This window comes from Streptomyces tanashiensis, from assembly GCF_014648895.1.
Taxonomy (GTDB): domain Bacteria; phylum Actinomycetota; class Actinomycetes; order Streptomycetales; family Streptomycetaceae; genus Streptomyces; species Streptomyces tanashiensis.
In genome coordinates this window covers 241,307-265,310 of record NZ_BMRZ01000009.1, presented here as the reverse complement: position 1 = coordinate 265,310, position 24,004 = coordinate 241,307, and the positions used below count along the sequence as shown (strand labels likewise).

Here is a 24,004-nt window from a genome sequence, read left to right as displayed (position 1 = left end):
CGCATGACCACCGAAGAGATCGTCTGCCGCCGCCTCGTCGGCCGCACCGCCGTCATCACCGGAGCCGGCAGCGGCATCGGCCTCGCCACCGCCCGCCGCTTCGCCTCCGAGGGCGCCAACGTCGTCTGCGGCGACATCGACGAGGTGGCCGGCAAGGCCGCCGCCGAGGCCGTCGGCGGCACCTTCGTGAAGGTCGACGTCACCGACCCGGAGGAGGTCGAGGCGCTGTTCCGCACCGCCTTCGAGACCTACGGCTCCGTCGACATCGCCTTCAACAACGCCGGCATCTCGCCCCCCGACGACGACTCCATCCTGGAGACCGGCCTGGAGGCCTGGAAGCGCGTCCAGGACGTCAACCTCACCTCCGTCTACCTCTGCTGCAAGGCCGCCCTGCCCTACATGCGCCGCCAGGGCAAGGGCTCCATCATCAACACCGCCTCCTTCGTCGCCATCATGGGCGCGGCCACCAGCCAGATCTCCTACACCGCGTCCAAGGGCGGCGTCCTCGCCATGTCCCGCGAGCTGGGCGTCCAGTTCGCCCGCGAGGGCATCCGCGTCAACGCCCTCTGCCCCGGGCCGGTCAACACCCCGCTCCTCCAGGAACTGTTCGCCAAGGACCCCGAGCGGGCCGCGCGCCGCCTCGTCCACATCCCCGTCGGCCGCTTCGCCGAGGCCGAGGAGATCGCCGCCGCCGTCGCCTTCCTCGCGAGCGACGACTCCTCCTTCGTCAACGCCAGCGACTTCCTCGTCGACGGCGGCATCTCCGGCGCGTACGTGACCCCGCTCTAACCGTTCACCTCGAATCCCCCCACCCGACAGCCGGGCGTCGCAAGGCGCCCGGCTGTCCTGCGTACACCCAGGAGAGTGATCATGAACGACAAGCTCCGCGGCTCCGCCGCCGCGGCCGCCCTCGCCCTCGCCGCCACCGGTCTCCTCCCCGCGACGAACGCCCAGGCGAACGCCCGGGCGAACGCCGAGGCCAGACCCGCCGCATGCCCCACCCTGAAGGTCTCCGAGGGCTGGTACGGCGACAACAAGGCCCGCATCGACGCCCTGATCGCCGACCACTGCGAGGACCGTGACAGGCGCGGGAAGAAGCCCGTCGCGGTCTTCGACTGGGACAACACCGTCATCAAGAACGACGTCGGCGACGCCACCTTCTACTGGCTGCTGCGCAACGACCGCATCCGGCCCCCGAAGCACGGCGACTGGTCCACCACCAGCCGCCACCTCACCCCCGAGGCGGCGACCGCCCTCGGACAGGCCTGCCCCACCGGCGTACGCACCCTCCCCACGGCCACCGACACCGACTGCGCCGACGAACTCCTCTCCGTCTACGGCTCGGGCGCCACCACCGGCGGGAAGACCGCCTTCGCCGGTTACGACCACCGCCGCATGGAGCCCCAGTACGCCTGGCTCGCCCAGCTCCTGCACGGCTGGACCACCCGCCAGGCCGCCTCCTTCGCCGCCGCCGCCCGCGCCGAGAACCTCGCCGCCCCGCAGGGCGCCACCCAGCAGGTCGGCACCGCGCGGGTCACCGGCTGGGTCCGCTACTACGACCAGCAGCGGGACCTGATCCGCACCCTCCAGGCCGGTGGCTTCGACGTCTGGATCGTCTCCGCCTCGCCCGAGCCCGTCGTCGACGTCTGGGCGAAGGGCGTCGGCATCGACCCCTCCCACGCCCTCGGCATCCGCAACACCACCGACCGCGGCCGCCTCACCAGCCACCTCAAGGGCTGCGGCGGCGTCCGGGACGGCGAGGACGCGATGATCACCTACATCGACGGCAAGCGCTGCTGGATCAACCAGGAGATCTTCGGCGTCCGGGGACCCGCCGCCGAGCGCGTCCAGCCCGCCGCCCGCCGCCAGGTCTTCGCCGCCGGCGACTCCGACACCGACATCTCCTTCCTGCGGGACGCCACCGGGCTGCGCCTGGTCCTCAACCGCAACAAGAACGAGCTCATGTGCCGGGCGTACGAGAACGGCGACGGCCGCTGGCTCGTGAACCCCATGTTCATCGAGCCGAAGAAGCGGAAGACGAGCGCGTACCCCTGCTCCACCACCGGCTGGACGGCGAGCGACGGCACCGCCGGGCCGGTCCGGCGCACCGACGGCAGCATCGTCCCGGACCAGGCGGACACGGTGTTCTAGCGGACACGGCGTTCTAGAGGAAGGTCATGCCCTCGCCCCGGTACGTGGGCACGGTCGCCGTGACGCGATCCCCCTCGACCAGGTGCAGGCTCTCGAACCGCTCGCACAGCTCCCCGGCCTTGGCGTGCCGGAACCAGACCTTGTCGCCGATCCGGAGATCGTCGGCGGGGGAGCCGAGCAGCGGGGTCTGCACCTCGCCCGGACCCTCCTGCGGGTCGTACCGGAGCCCCTCCGGCAGATACGGGACGGGCAGCCGGTCCGGGCCCGCGGCACCCGACGCCGGGTACCCGCCGCCGAGCACCGTCACCACCCCCACACCGGGGCGGCGGACCACCGGCTGCGCGAAGAGCGCGGCCGGGCGTCCGCTGAAGGACGTGTAGTTGTCGAAGAGGCGCGGCACGAAGAGGCCCGAACCGGCCGCGATCTCCGTCACCGCGTCCTCGGCGGCCGTGTGCTGCACGCTGCCCGTGCCGCCGCCGTTCACGAACTCCAGCTCCGGCGCCACCGCCCGCACGGCCCGCACCACGGCCGCCCTGCGCTCCGCCAGCTCCTTGCGGGCGGCGGACTGCATCAGCCGGATCGCCCGCGAGCGCAGCGGCCGGCCCGCGACGGCGTCGCCGACGCCCGCCACATGCCCCTCGTACGCCATGATCCCGACCAGCCGGAAGCCGGGCCGCCGCACCACCGAACGGGCCAGCTCGGCCAGCTGGGCAGGCTCCCTCAGCGGTGAGCGCCGCGCCCCGACCCGTACCCGCCCGCCGAGCAGATGGAGCGCGGTGTCCAGCTCCAGACAGACCCGCACCTCCTCCGTCCCGCCCGCGCGGGCCGCGTCGATCAGATCGAGCTGCGCCACGTCGTCCACCATCACGGTCACGGCGGCGGCGAGCTTCGGATCCCGCGCGAGCTCCCCGAACCCGGCGCGGTCGGCGGAGGGGTACGCGAGGAGGACGTCCTCGAAGCCGGCCCGCGCCAGCCACAGGGACTCGTCGAGCGTGAACGACATGATCCCGGCGAACCCGTCCCGCGCGAGGACCCGTTCGAGCAGCGCCCGGCACCGCACCGACTTGCTCGCCACCCGGATCGGCTTGCCCCCGGCCCGGCGCACGAGGTCCGCCGCGTTGTCGTCGAAGGCCTCCAGGTCGACGATCGCCACCGGCGCGTCGAGATGAGCGGTGGCCCGGTCGTAACGGGCCCGGTCGGCGGCACGGGGAGTCATGGCCCGAGCTTGCCAGACCGGTTTGAGGGTGGGTAGCCCCTGGGTTCCCGTGCGCGGGGGAACAGCCCGTAGAGTGACGGGCATTGTCGACACGAGCGGGGGGACGGGGATGACCGGCGAGCACCGCCCCACGGCCTCGCGCATCACGGACGCCCTGCTCCGGGCCCCGGAGGCCACGGATCTCCCGGCGGTGGAGACGACGACCCGCCTCCGCCCGATCTCCCCGACGGACCCGCCACCCCAGGGCCCGCCCCCGACGCCACGACCGACGCAGCCTGCCCCGGCCGCGCCCGCGCCGCAGCCCGTCCCGGCTGCACCGGCACCGTCCGTCCCGGCCGCGCCTGCACGGCCCGCCTCGCAGCCGGTCGCGCCTGCACCGGCACCGTCCGTCTCGGCCGCGCCCGCGCAGGCTGCCGCGCAGCACGTCCCTGCCGCGCCCGCGCCTGCACGGCCCGCCGCGCAGCCGGTCCCGGCTGCACCGGCACCGTCCGTCTCGGCCGCGCCCGCGCAGGCTGCCGCGCAGCACGTCCCGGCCACGGCCGCGCCTGCACGGCCCGCCGCGGCTGCACCGGCACCGTCCGTCCCGGCCGCCCCTGCGCAGGCTGCCGCGCCCGCGCCGCACCCTTCGACCGCCATGCCGTCCGTCCCGCCCCGGCCTGTGGCCGCCCCGGCCGGGCGCCCGGCCGGTCCTGCCCGTCCCGCGACCACCGCCCCCGGCGCGACGGCGGTTCCGCCCCGGCCCGCGACGGCCCCCGCCGGGGCGACGAGCGCCCCCGCCCGGCCGGCAGCCGACCCCGCCCGGCCGGCAGCCGACCCCGCCCGGCCCGTACCCGCCCCCGCCGACGCCCCCAGGCGCCCCACCGCTGCCCCCGCCTGGCCCGCGGCCGGTCCCCGTGAGTCCGCCGGCGGGCCCGTACGGCCTGCAGCAGGGTCCGCGGGACCGGCCGCCCCCGTCAGGCCTACTGCGGGGTCCGCCGGACCGGCCGCCCCCGTCAGGCCCGCGGCCGTGTCCGCCGGACCGGCGGACGCCGGTATGGGCGCACCCGTCGCCGGGTCCGTGCGGTCGCGGAGCCTCCCCCCGTACGGCCACTCCTACGGCCCCGGTGCCCTGCCGCCCGAGGCACCCGTCGAGGTCACCACACGGCTGCGGCCCGTGCGCGAGCGGCGTACCGGGCGGACCCTCGCGGCCGCCCTCTGCGCCGTGCTCGGGTTCGGACTCATCGGCGGCGCCCTCGCCGGCGTGTGGCTCGCCGCCGCCGAGCCCGGCAAGCCCGTCGAACCCGTCGGGTACACCGAGGCGAAGGACCTCTGGCACAACGCCCCCGTCGACACCCTCTTCCCCCGCACCCTCGCCGGCCCCGGCGCCGGCCCCGGCGGCGCCGCACGCACCTGGACCCGGATCGTCGTCGCCCCCGACGCCCCCTGCACCTCCGCCGTGCTCGCCAAGGGCCTCCTCGCCACCGTCCGGCCCCTCGGCTGCGAACGCGTCCTGCGCGCCACCTACACCGACGCCACCGCCAGCAGCGTGATCACCGTCGGCCTCGTCTTCACCCGCGCCGACGCCACCACCCAGCGCACCCTCGGCCAGGACCTCACCATCCGCCTCGGCACGGACGTCCCCCCGGCCCTCGCCGGACCCGGCACCGTCGCCGAACGCTTCGGCGCCCCCCAGCGCGCCGCCTGGTGGCTGAACGCCCCCGCCGACCTCCCCGTCGTCGTCACCGCCGTCTCCGGCTTCGCCGACGGCCGGAAGATCGACGGCGGCCCCGTGCCCGCCGACCGGGCCATGACCGCGAACCGTACCGACGCCACCGCCCAGTCCGGCCTCGGCCACGAGGCCAAGGGCATCACCGAACGCCTCGTACGACTGCTGCGCACGGCCGCCACCTCGGCCGGCAAGGAGAACGCCCGGTGATCCGACCCACCCACCGCCGGACCCGCGGCGGCGCGGTCGCCCTGCTCGCCGCCGCCTTCTCCGTCCTGCCCGCCACCACCGCCCCCGCGCACGCCGACACCATCCGGGCCCGTCAGTGGGGCCTCGAAGCCCTCCACACCACGGAGGCCTGGCGCACCACCCAGGGCAAGGGCATCACCGTCGCCGTCCTCGACACCGGCGTCGACGCCGACCACCCGGACCTCTCCGGCTCCGTCCTCGCCGGACGCGACCTCGTCGGCTTCGGGGCCTCGAAGGGCGACCGCGCCTGGGCCCGGCACGGCACGGCCATGGCCGGCATCATCGCCGGGCACGGCCACGGGCCCGGCGCCCAGGACGGCGTCCTCGGCGTCGCCCCCGACGTCCGGATCCTCCCCGTGCGGGTCATCCTCGAGTCCACCGACACCTCCCGCGACAAGGCCCGCAAGAGCCGGGGCACCGCCCTCGCCGAAGGCATCCGCTGGGCCGCCGACCACGGCGCCGACGTCATCAACCTCTCCCTCGGCGACGACTCCAAGTCCGCCCACCCCGACGCGGGCGAGGACGCCGCCGTCCAGTACGCCCTCGCCAAGGGCGTCTCCGTCGTCGCCTCCGCCGGCAACGGCGGCGAGAAGGGCGACCACATCTCGTACCCCGCGGCCTACCCCGGCGTCATCGCGGTCACCGCCGTCGACCGCTACGGCACCCACGCCTCCTTCTCCACCCGCCGCTGGTACGCCACCGTCAGCGCCCCCGGCGACGACATCGTCATCGCCGACCCCGACCGCCGCTACTACGAGGGCTGGGGCACCAGCGCCGCCGCCGCGTTCGTCTCCGGTGCCGTCGCCCTCGTCCGCTCCGCGCACCCCGACCTCACCCCGGCCCAGATCAAGCGGCTGCTCATCGACACCGCCCGCAACCGGCCGAAGGGCGGACGCAGCGACGCCAAGGGGTACGGGACGGTCGACCCGGCCGCCGCGATCGCCGCCGGGGACCGGATCAAGGGCGGCGACCCCAAGAACACCGCCACCGGCCACCAGGGCCGGTACTTCGGGCCCGGCCCCGTCGCCGCCGTCGAGGAGAGCCGCCCCCTCGGCCTGCTCGCCCCCGTCGCCGGCGGACTCGGCGCCCTGCTGCTCCTCATCGCCGTGATGGTCCGGCGCTCCCACCGGTCCTCCTGACCAGGGGGTGTCCGGGAGACCGGGCCCGGCGGTTAGGCTCGGTGCGTGGCGCTCAAGAACATCCCGGACCCCGGTTTCTCCGAAGACGACGGCACCGCCGACCCGCGGCTCGCCGCGGCCCTGGCGGCCTGGGCGGAGGACAGAACCGCCCACGGGCCCGTCCTCGAAGCACTGAAGGAGGCCCGGCTGCTCGTCCCCGTGGTCGCCGTCCTCGGCGAGGTCGAGATCGACCCCGAGACGGGCCTGAAGCAGGAGAAGACGAGCGACATGGCCGTCCCCACCCTCACGGCCGGCGACCGGCGGGCCCTGCCCGCGTTCACCTCGATCGCCGCGCTCGCCCTGTGGGACCCTCAGGCCCGCCCCGTGGCCGTCCCCACCCGGCAGGCGCTCGCCGCGCTCGTCCACGAGAAGGCCGACACCCTGGTCCTGGACCTGGCCGGCCCCGTGCCGTACCAGGTGACCGGCTCCGCCCTGCTCGCCCTCGCCGAGGGCCGCTCCAGCACCGACCCGCTCGACGACCCGGCCGTGCGGGAAGCCGTGCGCGCCGTCGTGGCCGCCGAGCCCGCGGTGCTCCGCGCCCACCTGGGGCCCGGCACCGCCGACGGCACCGTCGCCCTCGTCCTCGCCGAGGACGCCTCCGCGGCGGAGGCCGCCCAGCGCGTGGCCCGCGCCCTGGCCGCCGACGAAACACTGAGGGCCCGCCTGGTGCGGGGCCTCGACCTGGCACTCCTGCCGGCCTCGGCCACGCCTCCGGGCGAGCCCTTTTACGTGAGGTAGTTCCTAGCCGTACACCGGACCGGTGTACTTCTCGCCCGGACCCTGGCCCGGCTCGTCCGGGATCAGGGAGGCCTCGCGGAAGGCGAGCTGGAGGGACTTCAGGCCGTCCCGCAGGGGAGCCGCGTGGAAGGAGGAGACCTCCGTCGCGCCGGCGTCGAGGAGGCCCGCGAGCGCGTGGATCAGCTTGCGCGCCTCGTCGAGGTCCTTGTGCTTCTCGCCCTCCTCGGTGAGCCCGAGCTTCACGGCGGCGGCGCTCATCAGGTTGACGGCGACGGTCACGATCACCTCGACGGCGGGGACCTCCGCGATGTCGCGGGTCATGCTTTCGAAGTCGGGGGAGTCCGTGGACTCGTTCTGGGGCGTCTCGCTCATGCCCACACGATAAGCGGACGTACGGTTCGCGCCGACCGCCGGGTCCTGCTAACCTTGTGTAACGACCGGCCGGACATCTGCGTGTCCGGCCCACAAGTGGAGGCTCCGTACTCCCACCTGACCACCCTCACGGGTGGCGGGTCACCGGTCAGGTGGCGCCCATCGTTCCGTACGGACGATGGAGCCGCCCGATGTGCGCCCCGCGGTTCACCGTGGTGGTGCTCCGGTTTTCTGTGGAGCCCCGCCTGTGTACTGTTCCGGGGCGTTTTTCATGTGCCGGCTCGGTTGGTCTCAGAAACAGACGTTGCGCGTCCGTCCGCCAGGCGGTCGTGTGGTGCTACCGAGGAGGATCCATCAGCGCCGAGCCCCGCATCAACGACAGGATTCGCGTTCCCGAGGTGCGACTTGTCGGACCCAGCGGCGAGCAGGTCGGGATTGTTCCGCTTGCCAAGGCCCTGGAGCTCGCACAGGAGTACGACCTCGACCTGGTCGAGGTCGCGGCGAACGCCCGTCCGCCCGTGTGCAAGCTCATGGACTACGGGAAGTTCAAGTACGAGTCGGCCATGAAGGCCCGTGAGGCGCGCAAGAACCAGGCGCACACGGTCATCAAGGAGATGAAGCTCCGGCCGAAGATCGACCCGCACGACTACGACACCAAGAAGGGTCACGTCGTCCGGTTCCTCAAGCAGGGTGACAAGGTCAAGATCACGATCATGTTCCGTGGTCGTGAGCAGTCCCGTCCCGAGCTTGGTTTCCGACTGCTGCAGCGGCTGGCGTCGGACGTCGAGGAGCTTGGCTTCATCGAGTCCAACCCGAAGCAGGACGGCCGGAACATGATCATGGTTCTCGGTCCGCACAAGAAGAAGACCGAGGCCATGGCCGAGGCGCGTGAGGCCCAGGCCGCACGCAAGGCCGAGCGTCAGGGTGTCTCCGCCGAGGAGACGTCCGAGGCTCCGGTCGCGGAGGCTCCGGCCGACGCTCCGGCCGAGACCCCCGAGGCGTGACCCTCCGGGCTGCCACCCAGGCAGCCCCGGGCCCCGCCCGGAACCACCAAACGAAGAATTGACGCTCCCGGATGTCCGGTGCCCGCACCGGGGGGAGCGCCACTGACGAGGAGATACGGCGCGATGCCGAAGAACAAGACGCACTCCGGTGCCAAGAAGCGCTTCAAGGTCACCGGCTCCGGCAAGATCCTGCGCGAGCGCGCCGGCAAGCGCCACCTGCTCGAGCACAAGTCGTCCAAGCTGACGCGTCGCCTCACCGGCAACGCCGAGATGGCCCCGGGCGACGCGGCCAAGATCAAGAAGATGCTGGGCATCTGATCTGATCACCTGCCCTCGGTGACGGGGGCTTCCGGCCAAGTCCGGGACCCATTCGTTTTTCGGGTCGTGTGAGTCCAACCACGACCCCGCTACAAGGAGTTAACAAGTGGCACGCGTCAAGCGGGCAGTCAACGCCCACAAGAAGCGCCGGGCGATCCTCGAGGCGGCCTCCGGCTACCGCGGTCAGCGTTCGCGCCTGTACCGCAAGGCCAAGGAGCAGGTCACCCACTCTCTGGTCTACAACTACAACGACCGCAAGAAGCGCAAGGGCGACTTCCGTCAGCTGTGGATCCAGCGCATCAACGCCGCTGCCCGCCAGAACGGCATGACGTACAACCGCCTCATCCAGGGTCTGAAGGCCGCCAACATCGAGGTGGACCGCAAGATCCTCGCCGAGCTGGCCGTCAACGACATCAACGCGTTCGCCGCGCTGGTCGAGGTCGCGCAGAAGGCCCTCCCGGCCGACGTCAACGCCCCGAAGGCCGCCGCCTGATCTTCCAGGCCGCAGTACTTCTGCCCGGACCCGCAGGCCTCGCGCCTGCGGGTCCGGCGCGTTGACCGCACCAGGGCCCGACTGGCGATCATGTCGGATCGGGCCCCCGCCGCCGTACCCGACGAGTCAGAGAGCCGCAGGCACATGTCCACCCCCGAGCTGATCTCCCCGCGTTCCCCGCGCGTCGTCGCCGCCCGGCGGCTCGCCAAGCGCAACTTCCGGGGCAAGGACCGCCTCTTCATCGCCGAGGGCCCGCAGGCCGTCCGCGAGGCCGTCGAGCACCGCGGCTCCGGCGGAGAGCCCACCCTCGTCGAGCTGTTCACCACCGTCGAGGCCGCCGAGCGCTACGCCGCCATCGTCGACGCCGCCCGCGCCGCCGGCGCCCGCGTCCACTTCGCCTCCGACGCCGTCCTCGCCGAGGTCTCCCAGACCGTCACCCCGCAGGGCCTCGTCGGCGTCTGCCGCTTCCTCGACTCGCCGTTCGAGGAGATCATCGCCGCCCGGCCCAAGCTGGTCGCCGTCCTCGCGCACGTCCGCGACCCCGGGAACGCCGGCACCGTCCTGCGCTGCGCCGACGCGGCCGGCGCCGACGCCGTCGTCCTCACCGACGCCTCCGTGGACCTCTACAACCCCAAGTCCGTCCGCGCCTCCGTCGGCTCCCTCTTCCACCTCCCGGTGGCCGTCGGCGTCCCCGTCGAGCAGGCCGTCGCCGGACTCAAGAGCGCGGGCGTACGGATCCTCGCCGCCGACGGCGCAGGCCAGGACGACCTCGACGACGAGCTGGACGCCGGCACCATGGGCGGGCCCACCGCCTGGATCTTCGGCAACGAGGCCTGGGGGCTGCCCGAGGAGACCCGGGCGCTCGCCGACGCCGTCGTCCGCGTCCCGATCCACGGCAAGGCCGAGAGCCTCAACCTCGCCACCGCCGCCGCGGTCTGCCTGTACGCCTCCGCCCGCGCCCAGCGCCCCCGAACCTCCGCCTGAGGGGTCCATTCCGCCCTCCCCGCCCAGTAGAGTGACGCACTCGGGGGCCCACTGCGCTACACGGAGGGGTGGGGAACGGGGATGACGGTCGGCACGGACAGTCCCGCACAGGCACGGAGCGCCGCGCCGCACGCCCCGGAGCCGCCCGGCCCCGCGGCGGCGGCCGGATTCGCCGGCCTCGACCCCGACGACCTGCCCGACGGTCTCGTCATCGCCGACGAGACCGGCCGCGTCGTCTGCTTCAACGCCGCCGCCCGCCGCATCACCGACGTCCCCGGAGAGCGAGCCCTCGGCCTCCCCCTCGACCAGGCGCTGCCCCTGGAGGACCTCAAGGGGCAGCGCTGGTGGACGCTGACCGACCCGTACGGCGGCCTCTCGACCCGCCGCGGCCAGCCCGAGCGCAACCTGCTGCTCCCCGGCGGCCGCGAGGTCCTCGTCTCCGCCCGGTACGTCCGCGAGCACCCCACCGGGCCGGTCCGCCGGGTCGTGGTCTCCCTGCGCGGCACCGAGGCCCGCCGCCGCACCGAGCGCAGCCACGCCGAGCTCATCGCCACCGTCGCCCATGAACTGCGCTCGCCGCTCACCTCGGTGAAGGGCTTCACCGCCACCCTCCTCGACAAGTGGGAGCGGTTCAACGACGAGCAGAAGCGGCTCATGCTGGAGACGGTCGACGCCGACGCGGGCCGCATCAAGCGGCTCATCGCCGAGCTCCTCGACATCTCCCGGATCGACTCCGGCCGCCTCGAAGTGCGCCGCCAGCCCGTCGACATCGCCGCCGCCGTCGGCCGCCACATCCAGGTGCACACCACCGGCGGCGAGTCCCCGGACCGTTTCTTCGTACGGATCAGGCCACAGCTGCCCGCGCTCTGGGCCGACCCCGACAAGATCGACCAGATCCTCGGGAACCTCCTGGAAAATGCGGTGCGCCACGGCGAAGGAACCGTCACCATCGAGGTGGCACCCACCACGCTGGGCGACGACGGAGAAGAGGGGACGGAGGTCACCGTGAGCGACGAGGGACCCGGTATCCCCGAAGCGTCGATGAGCCGCGTCTTCACCCGCTTCTGGCGGGGGAGCAAACGCGGCGGGACCGGCCTCGGCCTCTACATCGTCAAGGGCGTCGTCGAGGCCCACGGCGGCACCATCACCGTCGGACGGGGCCCCCGTGGCGGGGCCGAGTTCCGATTTATCCTGCCCGTCGGCACCCCGGCCCACCTTCTCTGACGTCTCAGCAGTCGAGACCGTACGAGATCAGGAGCCGCCCGGGTCGCCCACGGGCTCATTCGCGTCCCCGCGCCCCGTTAGACTCGTCCTTTGGCACGTTTGCGCCCTTGACGTCGAGCGGGGCCGCCCAGCCAGCCAACGGAAGCACGGGAAGAGATGTCCGCACCCAATAAGTCGTACGACCCGGTTGAGGTCGAGGCACTGAAACCGGAAGAGATCGAGCGCATGCGGGACGAGGCGCTCGCCGCCTTCGCCGCCGCGGGCGACCTCGACGAGCTCGCGCATGCGAAGACCGCGCACACCGGTGGCACCTCGCCGCTGGCGCTCGCCAACCGGGAGATCGGTGCCCTGCCCCCGCAGGCCAAGGCAGCCGCCGGAAAGATCGTGGGCCAGGCCCGCGGCATCGTCTCCAAGGCGCTCGCCACCCGCCAGAGCGAGCTGGAGGCCGAGCGCGACGCCCGCGTCCTCGTCGAGGAGGCCGTCGACGTCACCCTGCCGTACGACCGCGTCCCGGCCGGCGCCCGGCACCCGCTGACCACGCTCATGGAGCGCGTCTCCGACGTCTTCGTCTCCATGGGGTACGAGGTCGCCGAGGGCCCCGAGGTCGAGGCGGAGTGGTTCAACTTCGACGCCCTCAACTTCGTCCCGGACCACCCGGCCCGGCAGATGCAGGACACCTTCTTCGTCCAGGGAACCTCTGTCGAGGGAACTGCCACCACGGGCGACGAGTCCGGCGTCGTGCTCCGTACGCACACCTCGCCGGTCCAGGCCCGCACGCTCATCGACCGGGAGCCCCCGGTCTACGTCGTGTGCCCCGGCCGCGTCTACCGCACCGACGAGCTCGACGCCACGCACACCCCGGTCTTCCACCAGATCGAGCTGCTCGCCGTCGACGAGGGCCTGACCATGGCCGACCTCAAGGGCACCCTCGACCACATGGTCCAGGCGCTCTTCGGCCCGGACATGAAGACCCGGCTCCGGCCGAACTTCTTCCCGTTCACCGAGCCGTCCGCCGAGATGGACATGCTCTGCTACGTCTGCCGCGGCGAGTCCGTCGGCAACCCGGACCGTCCCTGCCGCACCTGCGGCAGCGAGGGCTGGATCGAGCTCGGCGGCTGCGGCATGGTCAACCCGAAGGTGCTGACCGCCTGCGGCGTGGACCCCGAGAAGTACAGCGGATTCGCCTTCGGGTTCGGCATCGAGCGGATGCTGATGTTCCGCCACAACGTCGACGACATGCGAGACATGGTCGAGGGTGACGTCCGGTTCACCCGGCCGTTCGGGATGGAGATCTGATGCGGGTCCCGCTTTCTTGGCTGCGGGAGTACGTCGACCTGCCGGCGACGGAGACCGGCCGCGACGTCCAGGCCAAGCTCATTTCGGCAGGCCTCGAGGTCGAGACCGTCGAGCAGCTCGGCGCCGGCCTGACCGGCCCGCTGGTGGTCGGCAAGGTCCTCACCATCGAGGAGCTGACGGACTTCAAGAAGCCCATCCGCTTCTGCACCGTCGACGTCGGCCAGGCCAACGGCACCGGCGAGCCCCAGGAGATCATCTGCGGCGCCCGGAACTTCGCCGAGGGCGACAAGGTCGTCGTGGCGCTGCCCGGCGCCGTGCTCCCCGGAGACTTCCGGATCGCCGAGCGCAAGACCTACGGCCGCGTCTCCCGGGGCATGATCTGCTCCGGCGACGAGCTGGGCATGGGCGACGACGGCACGCACGGCATCATCGTGCTGCCGCCGGAGCACGAGGTCGGCACCGACGCCACGGTCCTCCTGGAGCTGTTCGACGAGGTCCTCGACATCGCCGTCACCCCGGACCGCGGCTACTGCCTCTCGATGCGCGGAGTCGCCCGCGAGACGGCCACCGCCTACGGCCTGCCGCTGCGCGACCCGGCGCTGCTCGACGTGCCCGCGCCGAACTCGTACGGCTACCCGGTCCAGATCACCGACCCGATCGGCTGCGACCGCTTCACCGCGCGCACCGTCGTCGGCCTGGCGCCCGAGGCCCGCTCCCCGATCTGGCTGCAGCGCCGCCTCCAGAAGGCCGGCATGCGCTCGATCTCGCTGGCCGTCGACATCACCAACTACGTGATGCTGGAGCTCGGGCAGCCGATCCACGCCTACGACCGCAACCGTCTCGACGGTCCCCTCGGGGTCCGCCGTGCCGAGGCCGGCGAGAAGATCACCACGCTCGACGGCACCGTGCGCGTCCTGGACGCCGCGGACCTCGTCATCACCGACAACCGCGGTCCCATCGGCATCGCCGGCGTCATGGGCGGGGCCAACACGGAGATCGCCGACCCGGTGACCGACCCGGAGACCGGGATCGTCACCGGCAGCTCCGAGGTCGTCATCGAGGCCGCGCACTTCGACGCGATCTCGATCGCCCGCACGGCCCGCCGCCACAAGCTGTCCTCCGAGGCGTCCAAGCGCTTCGAGCGCGGCGTCGACCCGCAGGCCGCCGCCGCTGCCGCGCAGCGCTGCGTCGACCTGCTCGTGCTGCTCGCGGGCGGCACGGCCGAGGCCGGCGTCACCGAGGTCGCCGCCCCGTCCGCGCCCCGGACGATCGCCATGCCGGCGAACCACCCGGACAAGGTCGCGGGCGTCGACTACGGCCGCGAGACCGTCGTCCGCCGCCTCCAGGAGGTCGGCTGCGACGTCTACGGACAGGACGAGCTCATCGTCACCGTGCCCTCGTGGCGCCCCGACCTCAACGAGCCGAACGACCTCGCCGAAGAGGTCATCCGCCTGGAGGGCTACGAGAACCTGCCCTCCACGCTGCCGAAGCCCCCGGCCGGCCGCGGGCTCACCGAGCGCCAGCGCGTCCACCGCCGTGTGGGCCGCGCCCTGGCCGGCGCCGGCTACGTCGAGGCCCTGAACTACCCGTTCATCGGGGAGCAGGCCCTCGACCAGCTCGGTCTCGACGCGGACGACGCCCGTCGCCGCCTCGTGAAGCTGGTCAACCCGCTCTCGGACGAGGAGCCCGCGCTCCGCACGACGCTGCTCCCGGGTCTGCTCGGCGCGCTCCGTCGCAACGACAGCCGCGGCAGCCACGACCTGGCGCTCTTCGAGACCGGTCTGGTCTTCCGGCCGGGCGACCAGCCGGGCGTCGCCGTCCGCCTGGGCGTCGACCGCCGTCCCACCGACGAGGAGATCGCCCGCGTCAACGCCGCGCTGCCCGCGCAGCCGCGCCGCGCCGCCGTCGTCCTCGCCGGTGCGCGCGAGCAGGCCGGCTGGTGGGGCAAGGGCCGTCCGTCCGACTGGGCGGACGCCGTCGAGGCCGGCCGGACCGTGGCCGCCGAGGCCGGGGTCGAGCTGATCATCAGCGCCGACCAGCACGCGCCCTGGCACCCGGGCCGCTGCGCCGCGTTCCACGTCGAGGTGGACGGCGAGAAGGTCCTCGTCGGCCACGCCGGCGAGCTCCACCCGCGCGTGGTGAAGGCGTTCGGCCTCCCGGCCCGCGCCTGCGCGATGGAGATCGACCTGGACCTCCTGGAGAAGGCGAACGAGGGTCCCCTGAAGGCCCCCCGGATCTCCTCCTTCCCGGTCGCCACCCAGGACGTCGCCCTGGTCGTCGCGGGGAACGTCCCGGCCGCCGAGGTCGAGGCCGCCCTCACCGAGGGCGCGGGTGAACTCCTCGAGTCCATCCGGCTGTTCGACGTCTACACCGGCGACCAGCTCGGCGAGGGCAGCAAGTCCCTGGCGTACGCCCTGAAGTTCCGCGCCACGGACCGCACCCTGACGGTCGACGAGGCCAGCGCGGCCCGCGACGCCGCGGTGGCCCTGGCCACCGAGCGCACGGGCGCCGTCCTGCGCGGCGCCTGATCACGCGTACCCCCGGAGGGGGCCGGCCCGGATCACACCGGGCCGGCCCCCTCTTGCGTCGGTCCGTGCCGGACTCCGGCGTCCGCCCCGGCCGGGCCTCCCACCGTCCCGCCTGACAAGACCGCGGCCGTGAGGTGCAATGGTCGTGGGAGTCGTCATGGACGTGACCGCGGAACTCGTACGCGCCCGGGACGCCTTCGCTCACCAGGCGTGGTCGGAGGCCTACACCGGGTTCTCGGACGCCGATGACGAACAGCCGCTGGAGCCCGACGACCTCGTGCGGCTCGCCACCGTCGCCCATCTGGTCGGACGCGACACGGAGTGCGCCGCGGCGACCGAGCGCGCGCATCAGGCGTACCTGAGCATCGGTCGGACGGCGTCGGCGGTGCGGTGTGCCTTCTGGCTGGCCGTGCCGCTGCTCCTGCGGGGTGAGACGGCCCGGGGCGGTGGCTGGCTCGCCCGGGCGCGACGGCTCCTCGACGACGGCGGGATCGACTGCGTGGAACAGGGCTATCTGCTGTTCCCGGAAGGGATGCGGCTCGTCCACAAGGACCCCGCGACGGCGCTCGCCACCTTCGGCGAGGCCGCCGCGACAGGGGAACGCTTCGGGGACCCGGACCTGGTGGCCCTGGCACGGCACGGCCAGGGCCGGGCCGTGATAGCGGGCGGCGACCCCTCGGCCGGGATGGCGCTGCTCGACGAGACCATGGTCGCGGTGGCGTCCGGCGAGCTGTCGCCCCTGGTGACCGGGATGATCTACTGCAGCACGATCGAGGCCTGTCAGGAGATCTTCGACCTGCGCCGCGCGCAGGAGTGGACGGCGGCGCTGTCCGACTGGTGCGCGGCCCAGCCGGACCTCGTGCCCTACCGCGGTCAGTGCCTGGTGCACCGCTCCCAGGTCCTCCAGACCCGTGGGGCGTGGCCGGACGCGATGGAGGAGGCGCGGCGGGCCTGCGAACGGCTCTCCGAGCCGCCGAATCGGCCGGCGCTCGGCATGGCCCTCTACCAACAGGCGGAGCTGCACCGGGTGCGCGGCGCGTTCGCCGGTGCGGAGGAGGGTTACCGGCAGGCCGGCGAGTGCGGTCATCGGACACAGCCCGGGCTCGCGCAGTTGTGGATGGCCCAGGGCCGGGTCGACGAGGCCGTCGCGGCGATCCGGGGCGCGGCGGACGAGAGGCGGGACCGGCTGGGCCGGGCGAGGGTCCTGTCCGCGTACGTGGAGATCGTGCTGGCCGCCGGCGACGTGCCCGGGGCGCGGGCCGCCTCGGAGGAGCTGTCGCGGATCGCCGACGACATCGGCGCCCCGTTGCTGCGCGCCGTCTCCGCCCATGCGCGCGGGGCGGTGTTCCTGGCCGAGGACGACGCCGCGGCCGCGCTCGACGTCCTGCTGGACGCCTGCCGGACCTGGGACGAGCTGGAGGCTCCGTACGACCGCGCGCGTTCCGTCGTGCTGCTCGCCCTCGCGCGGCGGCGGCTGGGCGACGTGGGCACGGCCAGGTTGGAACTGGACGGGGCGCGTCAGGTGTTCCGGCGGCTCGGCGCGGCACCGGACCTGGCCCGGCTGGACGCCCTCACCCATGAGCGGCCCCGATCCGGTGCCGGGCTCAGCCCCCGGGAGCTGGAGGTCCTGCGCCTCGTCGCCACCGGCCGCACCAACCATGCGATCGCGGTGGAGCTGGTCCTCAGCGAGAAGACCGTGGCCCGTCATCTGAGCAACATCTTCGCCAAACTCGACCTGAGCTCCCGGTCCGCGGCCACGGCCTACGCCTACGAGCACGACCTGGTGAGCCGGGGCAGGTAGCGGGGCACGGTGGCCCGATAGCACCGGTACTCCGCACCGAAGGCGTCGTCGAGCGCGCGCTCCTCGCGCAGCACCTCCCCGTGCATCCACGCGGCGACCGGCGGGTACGTAGCGAGCACCCAGCCCCAGCCGCCGGCCACCGCCGCGCCGAGGTGCAGCAGCGCCCAGCCGACGTACATGGGGTTCCGCGCGGTGGCGTACGGCCCCGTCACCACGAGCAGGTCCGGATCGGCGAGGGCAGTGGTACGGGCGGCCCGCACCGCCCGCGCGATCCGCCACGCGCCCGCGGCGGACAGCGGCAGGCCCACGAGACGGTGTGCGGACCCCGGTCCCGGCAGCGGCCAGGGGCGGGTGCGCTGGAGCACCGCGCCGACGGCGAGGCCCAGCAGATGCGCCTCGGGCACCGGCACATTGGACAGAAATACCCATCGCCGGCGGGCCGCGGGATTGGGGTGTTCTCCCGAAGACGTCACGGCTCCCACCTTCCTAGTGTGGAGGACACGGAACGAACGAGGAGGCCGACGATGAACCCCACCGACAGGACGGAACACATCGAGACGGTCGTCATCGGAGCCGGGCAGGCGGGGCTCGCCACCGGGTACCACCTCGCCCGGCGCGGCCGGCCGTTCGTGATCCTGGACGGGAACGCCCGGGTCGGCGACAACTGGCGGTGCCACTGGGACTCGCTGCGGCTGTTCAGCCCGGCGAAGGTCGCCTCGCTCCCCGGGATGCGCTTCCCGGCGCCGCCGATGTCCTTTCCCGCCAAGGACGAGATGGCCGACTTCCTGGAGACGTACGCCGAGACCTTCCACCTGCCCGTACGCGCCGGCGAGCGCGTCACCCGGGTGGGCCGGGAGGACGGCAACTACGTCGTCGTGACCGGCACGACGACCTACGTGTGCGACCACGTCGTCGTCGCCTCGGGCACGTTCGGCCGGACTCCGTACGTCCCCGGCTTCGCCGGCGGGCTCGACCCGCGCATCACGCAGCTGCACTCCAGCGCCTACAAGAACCCGGCGCAGCTGCGGCCCGGCGGCGTCCTCGTGGTCGGCGCCTCGCACTCCGGCGGGGACATCGCGTACGAGGCGGGTTCGGCCGGACACCCGACCGTGCTCAGCGGCACGATCCACGGTGAGATCCCGTTCGACATCGAGGGCGGGCCGGCGCACGCGGTCTTCCCGGTGCTGTGGTTCCTCGCGCAGCACGTGCTGACCCTGCGCACGCCGCTCGGCCGCAGGATGCGACCCGACGTCCGCGCCCACGGCGGGCCGCTGATCCGCGTCAAGCGGGCGGACCTGACCCGTGTCGGCGTGGAGCTGGCGCCGGAGCGGACGACGGGCGTGAGCGGCGGCCTCCCGGTACTCGACGGCGGACGCGTTCTCGACGTCGCGAACGTCGTCTGGTGCACCGGCTTCCGGCAGGACTTCTCCTGGATCGACCTCCCGGTGACCGGCGAGGACGGCTGGCCGCTGGAACGGCGCGGCGTGGTGGCCGCGTCGCCGGGGCTGTACTTCGTCGGCCTGGCCTTCCAGTACGCCTTCGCGTCGATGCTCATCGGTGGTGCGGGCCGGGACGCGGAGCACGTGGTGGACCACCTGGTGAAGAAGCTCGCCGGAGACGCCGCCGGCCGTGGCCGGGCCCGGACGAAGGTCCCCGCCTAGCGCCCCCGGGGCGGCCATCGTGGACACGACGACACGGCGGCGGGTGCGCCGGCACCTGGCCCGCGCCCGGCGGCACGGGGCCGAGGGCCGGTACGCCGAGGCCGAGGGCGACCTGCGCGCGGCCCTGCGGCTGGCCCGCACCGCGGCCGGCCCCGTCTCCGCCGAGGCGGCCGAGGCGGCGTCGGCTCTGGGCATCCTGCTCGAAGCGCTGGGCCGGCCCAGCGAGGCGGAGGAGGTCCTGCTCTTCGCGGTGCATCTCTACGAACGGGCGTACGGCCCCGATGACCCCCGCCTCACTCCGCCGTTGAGCGCCCTGGGCGCCGTCCGGCAGCGGCGCGGCGACCTCGCCGGAGCGGAACGGCTCTACGCACGGGTCGTGGGCATCGCGACCGGCACGGTGCCCCGCCCCGCACGACGGACTGTCGCGCACGGCGGCCCGACGTGCCTGCGCACCCGTACGGGATTCCCGTGCATGTGCGGGTGGCGCGACGGTGGCGCGGTCCGGCGTGGTCCTGGCGCTCACTCCTTCGGGTGAGATCCCCGGGGGGTGTTCCATGCCGGACCGCGGGGTCGGCAGAATCGACGCGGCCGCAGGGGCGGACCTGTGTGCCGCAGGGCCTTCGGGCGCTGTCGGGGCTCGGGAAGGGCCGTGCATGATCCGTACCAGGTCGTTGCTCGCCGATGGCTCCCGGCTCCGCCGGCTGGCCCCGCTCGCTCTTCCCACCGCGTGGGGCGGCGTGGCCGTGGCATGGAAGTTCGGCTGCCCGCTGGCCCGGCAGCCGGGGCTGCCCATGCGGATCGCCACCAGCGTCGTCTTCCTCACCGTCGGCATCGGGATGGTGCTGGGCCTCCGCCACGGGCTCGCGCGGGAGCTGGCGCGGGTCCGGGCCGTCGCGGCCGCCACCCAGCGGGTCCTGCTGCGCCCGCCGCCGGCCCGTCTCGACGGCCTCGCGCTGGCCGCGGGGCAGCTGTCCGCCTCCCGGGGCGCGTCGGTCGGCGGGGACCTGTACGAGGCGGTGGCCACCCCCTACGGGGTGCGGATCGTCATCGGGGACGTCCGGGGTCATGGGCTCGCCGCGCTCGGTGCGGTGGTCGCGGTCCTCGGCAGCTTCCGCGAGGCCGCCCACGACGAGCCCGAACTCGCCGGTGTGCTGCGTCGGTTGGAGCGGGCCCTGGAGCGGCATCTGCGGGAGCGCGCGCGGGACGAGCATCCGGCGCGGGCCGGGGCGGAGCCCGAGCATCCGGTGGCGGAGGAGTTCGTCACCCTGCTGCTCGTGGAGGTCCGCGCCGACGGGCGCCTCGCCGTCCTCAACTGCGGTCACCCCGGCCCGTACCGCCTCGGACAGCGGGTGGAGCGGCTCCCGGTCGGGGACCCGCTGCCCCCGCTCGGGGTGTTGCCGCTGCCCGCCCGGATCGTGCCGTACGCGGCGGCCCGGCTGCTGCCGGGCGAGGCGCTGGTCCTGCACACCGACGGCGCGGAGGAGGCCCGTGACCACCGGGGCCGGTTCTTCGCGCTCGACGCCGCCCTCGCCGGGGTGCCCGGGGAGGCGCCCGCCGCGCTGGTCCGCCGGGTCCAGGCGGCGCTGCTGCACCACACGGGCGGCCGGCTCGCCGACGACATCGCGCTGCTCGTCGTACGCAACGACCGTGTCCGGGTACCGGCGCAGCCCGCCGAACCCGGGCTGCGCCGCTCCCGGCCCGCCCCCTCCTCCCACTGCTGAGGGGAGGGGGCCGGGGCCGGCGCCGCCCGCCCCGCCACGGAGTGTCGGGCAGATCAGCGGGGCGGGCGACGCGGACCGGGCGGCCGCACTGTACGAGGGGGAGCCGGCGGCCCGGTCGTCGCCTTGCGGCGAGAAGCACAGTCAACCGGGGCCGGGACGAGCGTGGCAGAGTACGCGGACCGGGAGAACGGGTACTTCGTTCACACCCCGTGCGAAATCGGCCGCCGCTACGCTGAGTTCACCGAGCGGGGGAGCGGCCCATGCGAGCGACCGGAGCGGCCATGCAGCCCAACACCTTGCTCGACGCCCTGCTCGACGAGGCGGGCGTCTCGAACGCCGGCCTGGCCGCCCATGTGAACCGGGCGGGCCGGGCCAGGGGTCTCGCCCTGCGGTACGAACACACCGCCGTGGCCCGCTGGTTGAAGGGTCAGCGGCCGCGCGGCCAGGTGCCGGACCTGATCTGCGAGGTGCTCGCCGCCCGGCTGCGCCGGCAGGTGACCCTGGACGACATCGGTCTCGGGGTGCCCGGCGGCCCCCTTCCGGCGGCCGGATCGCCGCTGTCCGGGTTCGTGGAGCAGGCGTCCGCGCTGTGGCGCTCCGACGAGCAGCAGCGGCCGCACATAGTCGCCGCCCCGGCCGTGACCGGCACCCCGGCGGTGATGCCGGTGTGGGAGTGGGAGAACCCGCCGGAGGACATGGACGTCTCCCGTACGGGCCGGACGGCGGTCTCGGCGGCCGACATCACCGTCCTGAGCGCGGCCCGGTCGCACTACGAGCTCATGTACCGCAGGGCCGGGGGCATCGCCACCAGGGCCCGGATCGTCGGTTTCCTCAACACCGAGACCGCGCCGCTGCTCCGGGGCACCTACAGCGACGCCCTCGGCCGCCGGCTGCACCGCGCGACCGGCGGGCTCGTCGCGGTGGCCGGGATCTGCGCGTACGACGCGGACGCGCACGGCCTCGCCCAGCGCTATTTCCACCAGGCGCTGCGGCTGGCGAAGGCGAGCGGGGACCGGGGGCTCGGCGCGTACGTGATCGCGCTCCTGGTCAACCAGTCGCTGTTCATGGGGGAGTACCGGCAGGCGGTGGCGTTCGCGGAGGCGGCGCTGCGGGCGGCGGGGCGGCAGATCACCCCGGCTCTCGCCGCCGATCTGTCGGCGATGCAGGCGAAGGCGTACGCGCATCTGGGCGACGGCGCGGCCACGTTGGCGTGCATCCGGCGGGCAGAGGCGGCGGCGGAGCGGATCAGCCGGGGGGAGGAGCCGGTCGAGACCGGTTACGTCCAGCCGGGGTTCGTCAACGTCCAGGTGTCGGAGGCCCTGCTCGATCTGGGTGATCTCGCGGGGGCCCACGAGCACGCCTCGGCGGCGGTCGGCATGCCCTCGCACGACCGGGGGCGGGTGCACCGGCTCGCCATGCTGTGCCGGATCGAGCTGAGCCAGGGGGAGGCCGACCGGGCCGCGCGCACGGCGGTGGAGATGACGGAGCGGGCGCGGGGGATGGAGTCGCGGCGGCTGCGGGACCGGCTGACGCAGGTGCGGGAGCATCTCCTCGCGAACGGCGGCGGGGACGCCCGGGAGGCCGCCGCACTCATCGACGGGGCGCTCCGCGTTCCCCTGTGAGGCGCCAACTGCTGCGATATTGCCACCAAACAAGCACCGACCGATCGGAAGGTGGCAAGAACGTGCAGTGGACGAAACTGAGCGAACGCTCTGTCTATGAGAACCGCTGGTTCCGGGTGAACCTCGCGGACGTCGAACTCCCCGACGGCCGCCACCTCGACCACTATCTGATCCGGCTCCGCCCGGTCGCCGTCGCGACGGCCGTCAACGAGGCCGACGAAGTCCTGATGCTCTGGCGCCACCGCTTCATCACCGACAGCTGGGGCTGGGAGCTGGCCGCCGGCGTCGTCGAGGACGGCGAGGACGTCGAGACCGCCGCCGCCCGCGAGATGGAGGAGGAGACCGGCTGGCGGCCGGGGCCGCTGCGCCATCTCCTCACCGTCGAACCCTCGAACGGCCTCACGGACGCCCGCCACCACCTCTACTGGGCGGAGCGGGCCACCTACACCGGACCGCCCGAGGACGCCTTCGAGTCCTCGCGACGGGCCTGGATCCCGCTGAAGCAGATCCCCGACATGATCGCCCGGGGCGAGATCCCGGCCGCCAACATGGCCGCCGGACTGCTGATGCTCCACCATCTGCGCCTCGGCTGAGACGCGGGGCGGGATGTGCCGGACGGCCCGTACCTGTGCGGGGGAACGGGCCGTCCGGCCGGAGTCACGGCGTCAGGGGTCGGACGCCGCCACTCCGGGTCTGGGGGGTGGCTTCGGGTCAGGAGTACGGGTAGAAGCCCGAGCCGGTCTTCCGGCCCAGCCGGCCCGCGTCCACCATGCGCTGGAGCAGCGGGGGAGCGGCGTACAGCGGCTCCTTGAACTCGGAGTACATCGAGTCGGCGATCGACGCGATCGTGTCCAGGCCGATCAGGTCGGAGAGCTTCAGCGGGCCCATCGGGTGGGCGCAGCCGAACTCCATGCCGTTGTCGATGTCCTCGCGGCTCGCGATGCCCGACTCGAACATCCGGATCGCCGAGAGCAGGTACGGCACGAGCAGCGCGTTGACCACGAAGCCGGAGCGGTCCTGGGCGCGGATCGCGTGCTTGCCGAGGACCTTCTCCGCGAAGGCCTGCGCCCGGCTGATCGTGCCCTCGGAGGTGGTGAGGGCCGGGATCAGCTCGACGAGCTTCTGCACCGGGGCCGGGTTGAAGAAGTGGATGCCGATGACCTGGTCGGGGCGGGAGGTCGCCACGGCCAGCTTCACCAGCGGGATGGAGGAGGTGTTCGAGGCCAGGATGGCGTCCGGCCGGGTCATCACCTGGTCGAGGACCTGGAAGATCTCGGTCTTGACCTGCTCGTTCTCGACGACCGCCTCGATGACGAGGTCGCGGTCGGCGAACTCGCCCAGGTCGGTGGTGAAGCTGAGACGGGCGAGCGTCGCGTCCCGCTCCTCCTCGCTGATCTTGCCGCGTTCGGCGGCCTTGTTCAGCGAGTTGTAGAGCCGGGTGCGGCCGATCTCCAGCGCCTCGCCGGTGGTCTCGGCGACCTTCACCTCGAGCCCGCTCCGGGCACACACCTCTGCGATGCCTGCGCCCATCTGGCCGCAGCCCACCACTCCGACGCGCTCAATGTCGGCCATGGAGTCCGTCACCTCGTGCCTTTCGCTCTTCTCCGGCGGCGGGGGCCCGTGTGATTCCGGGTGCGTCCGCCTCTACCCCCACGACGTTACCGCTCATTAACCGATGATCGATCGTCCAGGGCGGGCATGCTGTCCGGGTGCGTGTGACGTATCCGACAGAGGAGGGGTACA

The 24,004-nt window shown here is 73.6% G+C and carries 22 protein-coding genes; 18 read left to right on the top strand and 4 right to left on the bottom strand.

Going from position 1 to position 24,004, the window contains the following annotated elements:
• The first annotated feature begins 3 nt into the window (after positions 1-3).
• Positions 4-789 carry a 3-oxoacyl-ACP reductase gene (locus IE237_RS25810; protein WP_189804497.1) on the top strand — a complete coding sequence of 262 codons (786 nt, stop codon included), beginning with the start codon at positions 4-6 and terminating at the stop codon, positions 787-789.
• Positions 790-870: 81 nt separating this feature from the next.
• Complete coding sequence (locus tag IE237_RS25805) at positions 871-2,151, top strand: haloacid dehalogenase-like hydrolase (RefSeq protein ID WP_189804496.1); 1,281 nt, start codon at positions 871-873, stop codon at positions 2,149-2,151.
• A 13-nt stretch (positions 2,152-2,164) separates the two neighbouring features.
• Here IE237_RS25805 and IE237_RS25800 read toward each other — a convergent pair whose 3' ends face one another.
• Complete coding sequence (locus tag IE237_RS25800) at positions 2,165-3,367, bottom strand: amino acid deaminase/aldolase (protein WP_189804495.1); 1,203 nt, start codon at positions 3,365-3,367, stop codon at positions 2,165-2,167.
• Positions 3,368-4,400: 1,033 nt separating this feature from the next.
• Here IE237_RS25800 and IE237_RS25795 point away from each other — a divergent pair.
• The 3 genes from IE237_RS25795 to IE237_RS25785 are packed head-to-tail and all read left to right on the top strand — an operon-like array spanning position 4,401 to position 7,237.
• Complete coding sequence (locus IE237_RS25795; protein WP_229842883.1) at positions 4,401-5,282, top strand: hypothetical protein; 882 nt, start codon at positions 4,401-4,403, stop codon at positions 5,280-5,282.
• A complete protein-coding gene (gene mycP / locus IE237_RS25790) occupies positions 5,279-6,460 on the top strand; it encodes a type VII secretion-associated serine protease mycosin (protein WP_189804494.1) in 1,182 nt (393 codons plus the stop codon). The genes IE237_RS25795 and mycP overlap by 4 nt, the downstream gene beginning before the upstream one ends.
• 45 nt (positions 6,461-6,505) lie before the next feature.
• Entirely contained in the window at positions 6,506-7,237 is a 732-nt protein-coding gene (locus IE237_RS25785) for an SseB family protein (RefSeq protein ID WP_189804493.1), read from the top strand.
• A gap of 3 nt (positions 7,238-7,240) precedes the next feature.
• Here the strand turns inward: IE237_RS25785 and IE237_RS25780 are convergent, their stop codons facing one another.
• Positions 7,241-7,609, bottom strand: coding sequence for a DUF1844 domain-containing protein (locus IE237_RS25780; protein WP_189804492.1), 369 nt, complete (start codon positions 7,607-7,609; stop codon positions 7,241-7,243).
• A gap of 329 nt (positions 7,610-7,938) precedes the next feature.
• Here IE237_RS25780 and infC point away from each other — a divergent pair, with 329 nt between their 5' ends.
• The 8 genes from infC to IE237_RS25740 all read left to right on the top strand — a co-directional run bounded on the left by infC (position 7,939) and on the right by IE237_RS25740 (position 17,257).
• On the top strand, positions 7,939-8,613 hold the full coding sequence (gene infC / locus IE237_RS25775; protein WP_189804491.1) for a translation initiation factor IF-3: 675 nt from the start codon (positions 7,939-7,941) through the stop codon (positions 8,611-8,613).
• Between the two features lie 123 nt (positions 8,614-8,736).
• A complete protein-coding gene (gene rpmI, locus IE237_RS25770) occupies positions 8,737-8,931 on the top strand; it encodes a 50S ribosomal protein L35 (protein ID WP_015032399.1) in 195 nt (64 codons plus the stop codon).
• Positions 8,932-9,037: 106 nt separating this feature from the next.
• Complete coding sequence (gene rplT, locus IE237_RS25765) at positions 9,038-9,424, top strand: 50S ribosomal protein L20 (protein ID WP_017241732.1); 387 nt, start codon at positions 9,038-9,040, stop codon at positions 9,422-9,424.
• 144 nt (positions 9,425-9,568) lie between these two features.
• Positions 9,569-10,408 (top strand): TrmH family RNA methyltransferase, encoded by an 840-nt coding sequence (locus tag IE237_RS25760; RefSeq protein ID WP_189804490.1) that lies wholly within the window; start codon positions 9,569-9,571, stop codon positions 10,406-10,408.
• 81 nt (positions 10,409-10,489) lie between these two features.
• Positions 10,490-11,632: a sensor histidine kinase gene (locus IE237_RS25755; protein ID WP_189804489.1), complete on the top strand. Its 1,143-nt coding sequence runs from the start codon at positions 10,490-10,492 to the stop codon at positions 11,630-11,632.
• Positions 11,633-11,788: 156 nt separating this feature from the next.
• Positions 11,789-12,928 carry a phenylalanine--tRNA ligase subunit alpha gene (gene pheS, locus IE237_RS25750; RefSeq protein WP_189804488.1) on the top strand — a complete coding sequence of 380 codons (1,140 nt, stop codon included), beginning with the start codon at positions 11,789-11,791 and terminating at the stop codon, positions 12,926-12,928.
• A complete protein-coding gene (pheT, locus tag IE237_RS25745) occupies positions 12,928-15,456 on the top strand; it encodes a phenylalanine--tRNA ligase subunit beta (protein WP_189804487.1) in 2,529 nt (842 codons plus the stop codon). Before pheS ends, pheT begins: the two co-directional genes overlap by 1 nt.
• A 157-nt stretch (positions 15,457-15,613) precedes the next feature.
• A complete protein-coding gene (locus IE237_RS25740; RefSeq protein WP_229842882.1) occupies positions 15,614-17,257 on the top strand; it encodes a helix-turn-helix transcriptional regulator in 1,644 nt (547 codons plus the stop codon).
• On the opposite strand, the gene IE237_RS25735 is transcribed toward IE237_RS25740, so the two are convergent.
• Positions 17,224-17,661, bottom strand: coding sequence for a methyltransferase family protein (locus IE237_RS25735; protein WP_189804485.1), 438 nt, complete (start codon positions 17,659-17,661; stop codon positions 17,224-17,226). The two genes, IE237_RS25740 and IE237_RS25735, sit on opposite strands and share 34 nt — an antisense overlap.
• 120 nt (positions 17,662-17,781) lie before the next feature.
• Between IE237_RS25735 and IE237_RS25730 the strand changes: the two genes are divergently transcribed.
• The 5 genes from IE237_RS25730 (at position 17,782) to IE237_RS25710 (ending at position 22,854) form a co-directional block, all read left to right on the top strand.
• Positions 17,782-18,918, top strand: a complete 1,137-nt coding sequence (locus IE237_RS25730) for a flavin-containing monooxygenase (RefSeq protein ID WP_189804484.1) — start codon at positions 17,782-17,784, stop codon at positions 18,916-18,918.
• A gap of 19 nt (positions 18,919-18,937) precedes the next feature.
• Entirely contained in the window at positions 18,938-19,453 is a 516-nt protein-coding gene (locus IE237_RS25725; protein ID WP_189804483.1) for a tetratricopeptide repeat protein, read from the top strand.
• Positions 19,454-19,571: 118 nt separating this feature from the next.
• On the top strand, positions 19,572-20,639 hold the full coding sequence (locus tag IE237_RS25720) for a PP2C family protein-serine/threonine phosphatase (protein WP_189804482.1): 1,068 nt from the start codon (positions 19,572-19,574) through the stop codon (positions 20,637-20,639).
• Positions 20,640-20,920: 281 nt separating this feature from the next.
• The gene (locus IE237_RS25715; RefSeq protein WP_189804552.1) at positions 20,921-22,261 is read left to right on the top strand and encodes an NsdA family TPR-like regulatory protein; all 1,341 of its coding nucleotides are present in this window, start codon (positions 20,921-20,923) and stop codon (positions 22,259-22,261) included.
• Positions 22,262-22,323: 62 nt separating this feature from the next.
• Positions 22,324-22,854 carry an NUDIX hydrolase gene (locus tag IE237_RS25710; RefSeq protein WP_189804481.1) on the top strand — a complete coding sequence of 177 codons (531 nt, stop codon included), beginning with the start codon at positions 22,324-22,326 and terminating at the stop codon, positions 22,852-22,854.
• 118 nt (positions 22,855-22,972) lie between these two features.
• Here IE237_RS25710 and IE237_RS25705 read toward each other — a convergent pair whose 3' ends face one another.
• Positions 22,973-23,833, bottom strand: a complete 861-nt coding sequence (locus IE237_RS25705; protein ID WP_189804480.1) for a 3-hydroxybutyryl-CoA dehydrogenase — start codon at positions 23,831-23,833, stop codon at positions 22,973-22,975.
• Positions 23,834-24,004: the final 171 nt, after the last annotated feature.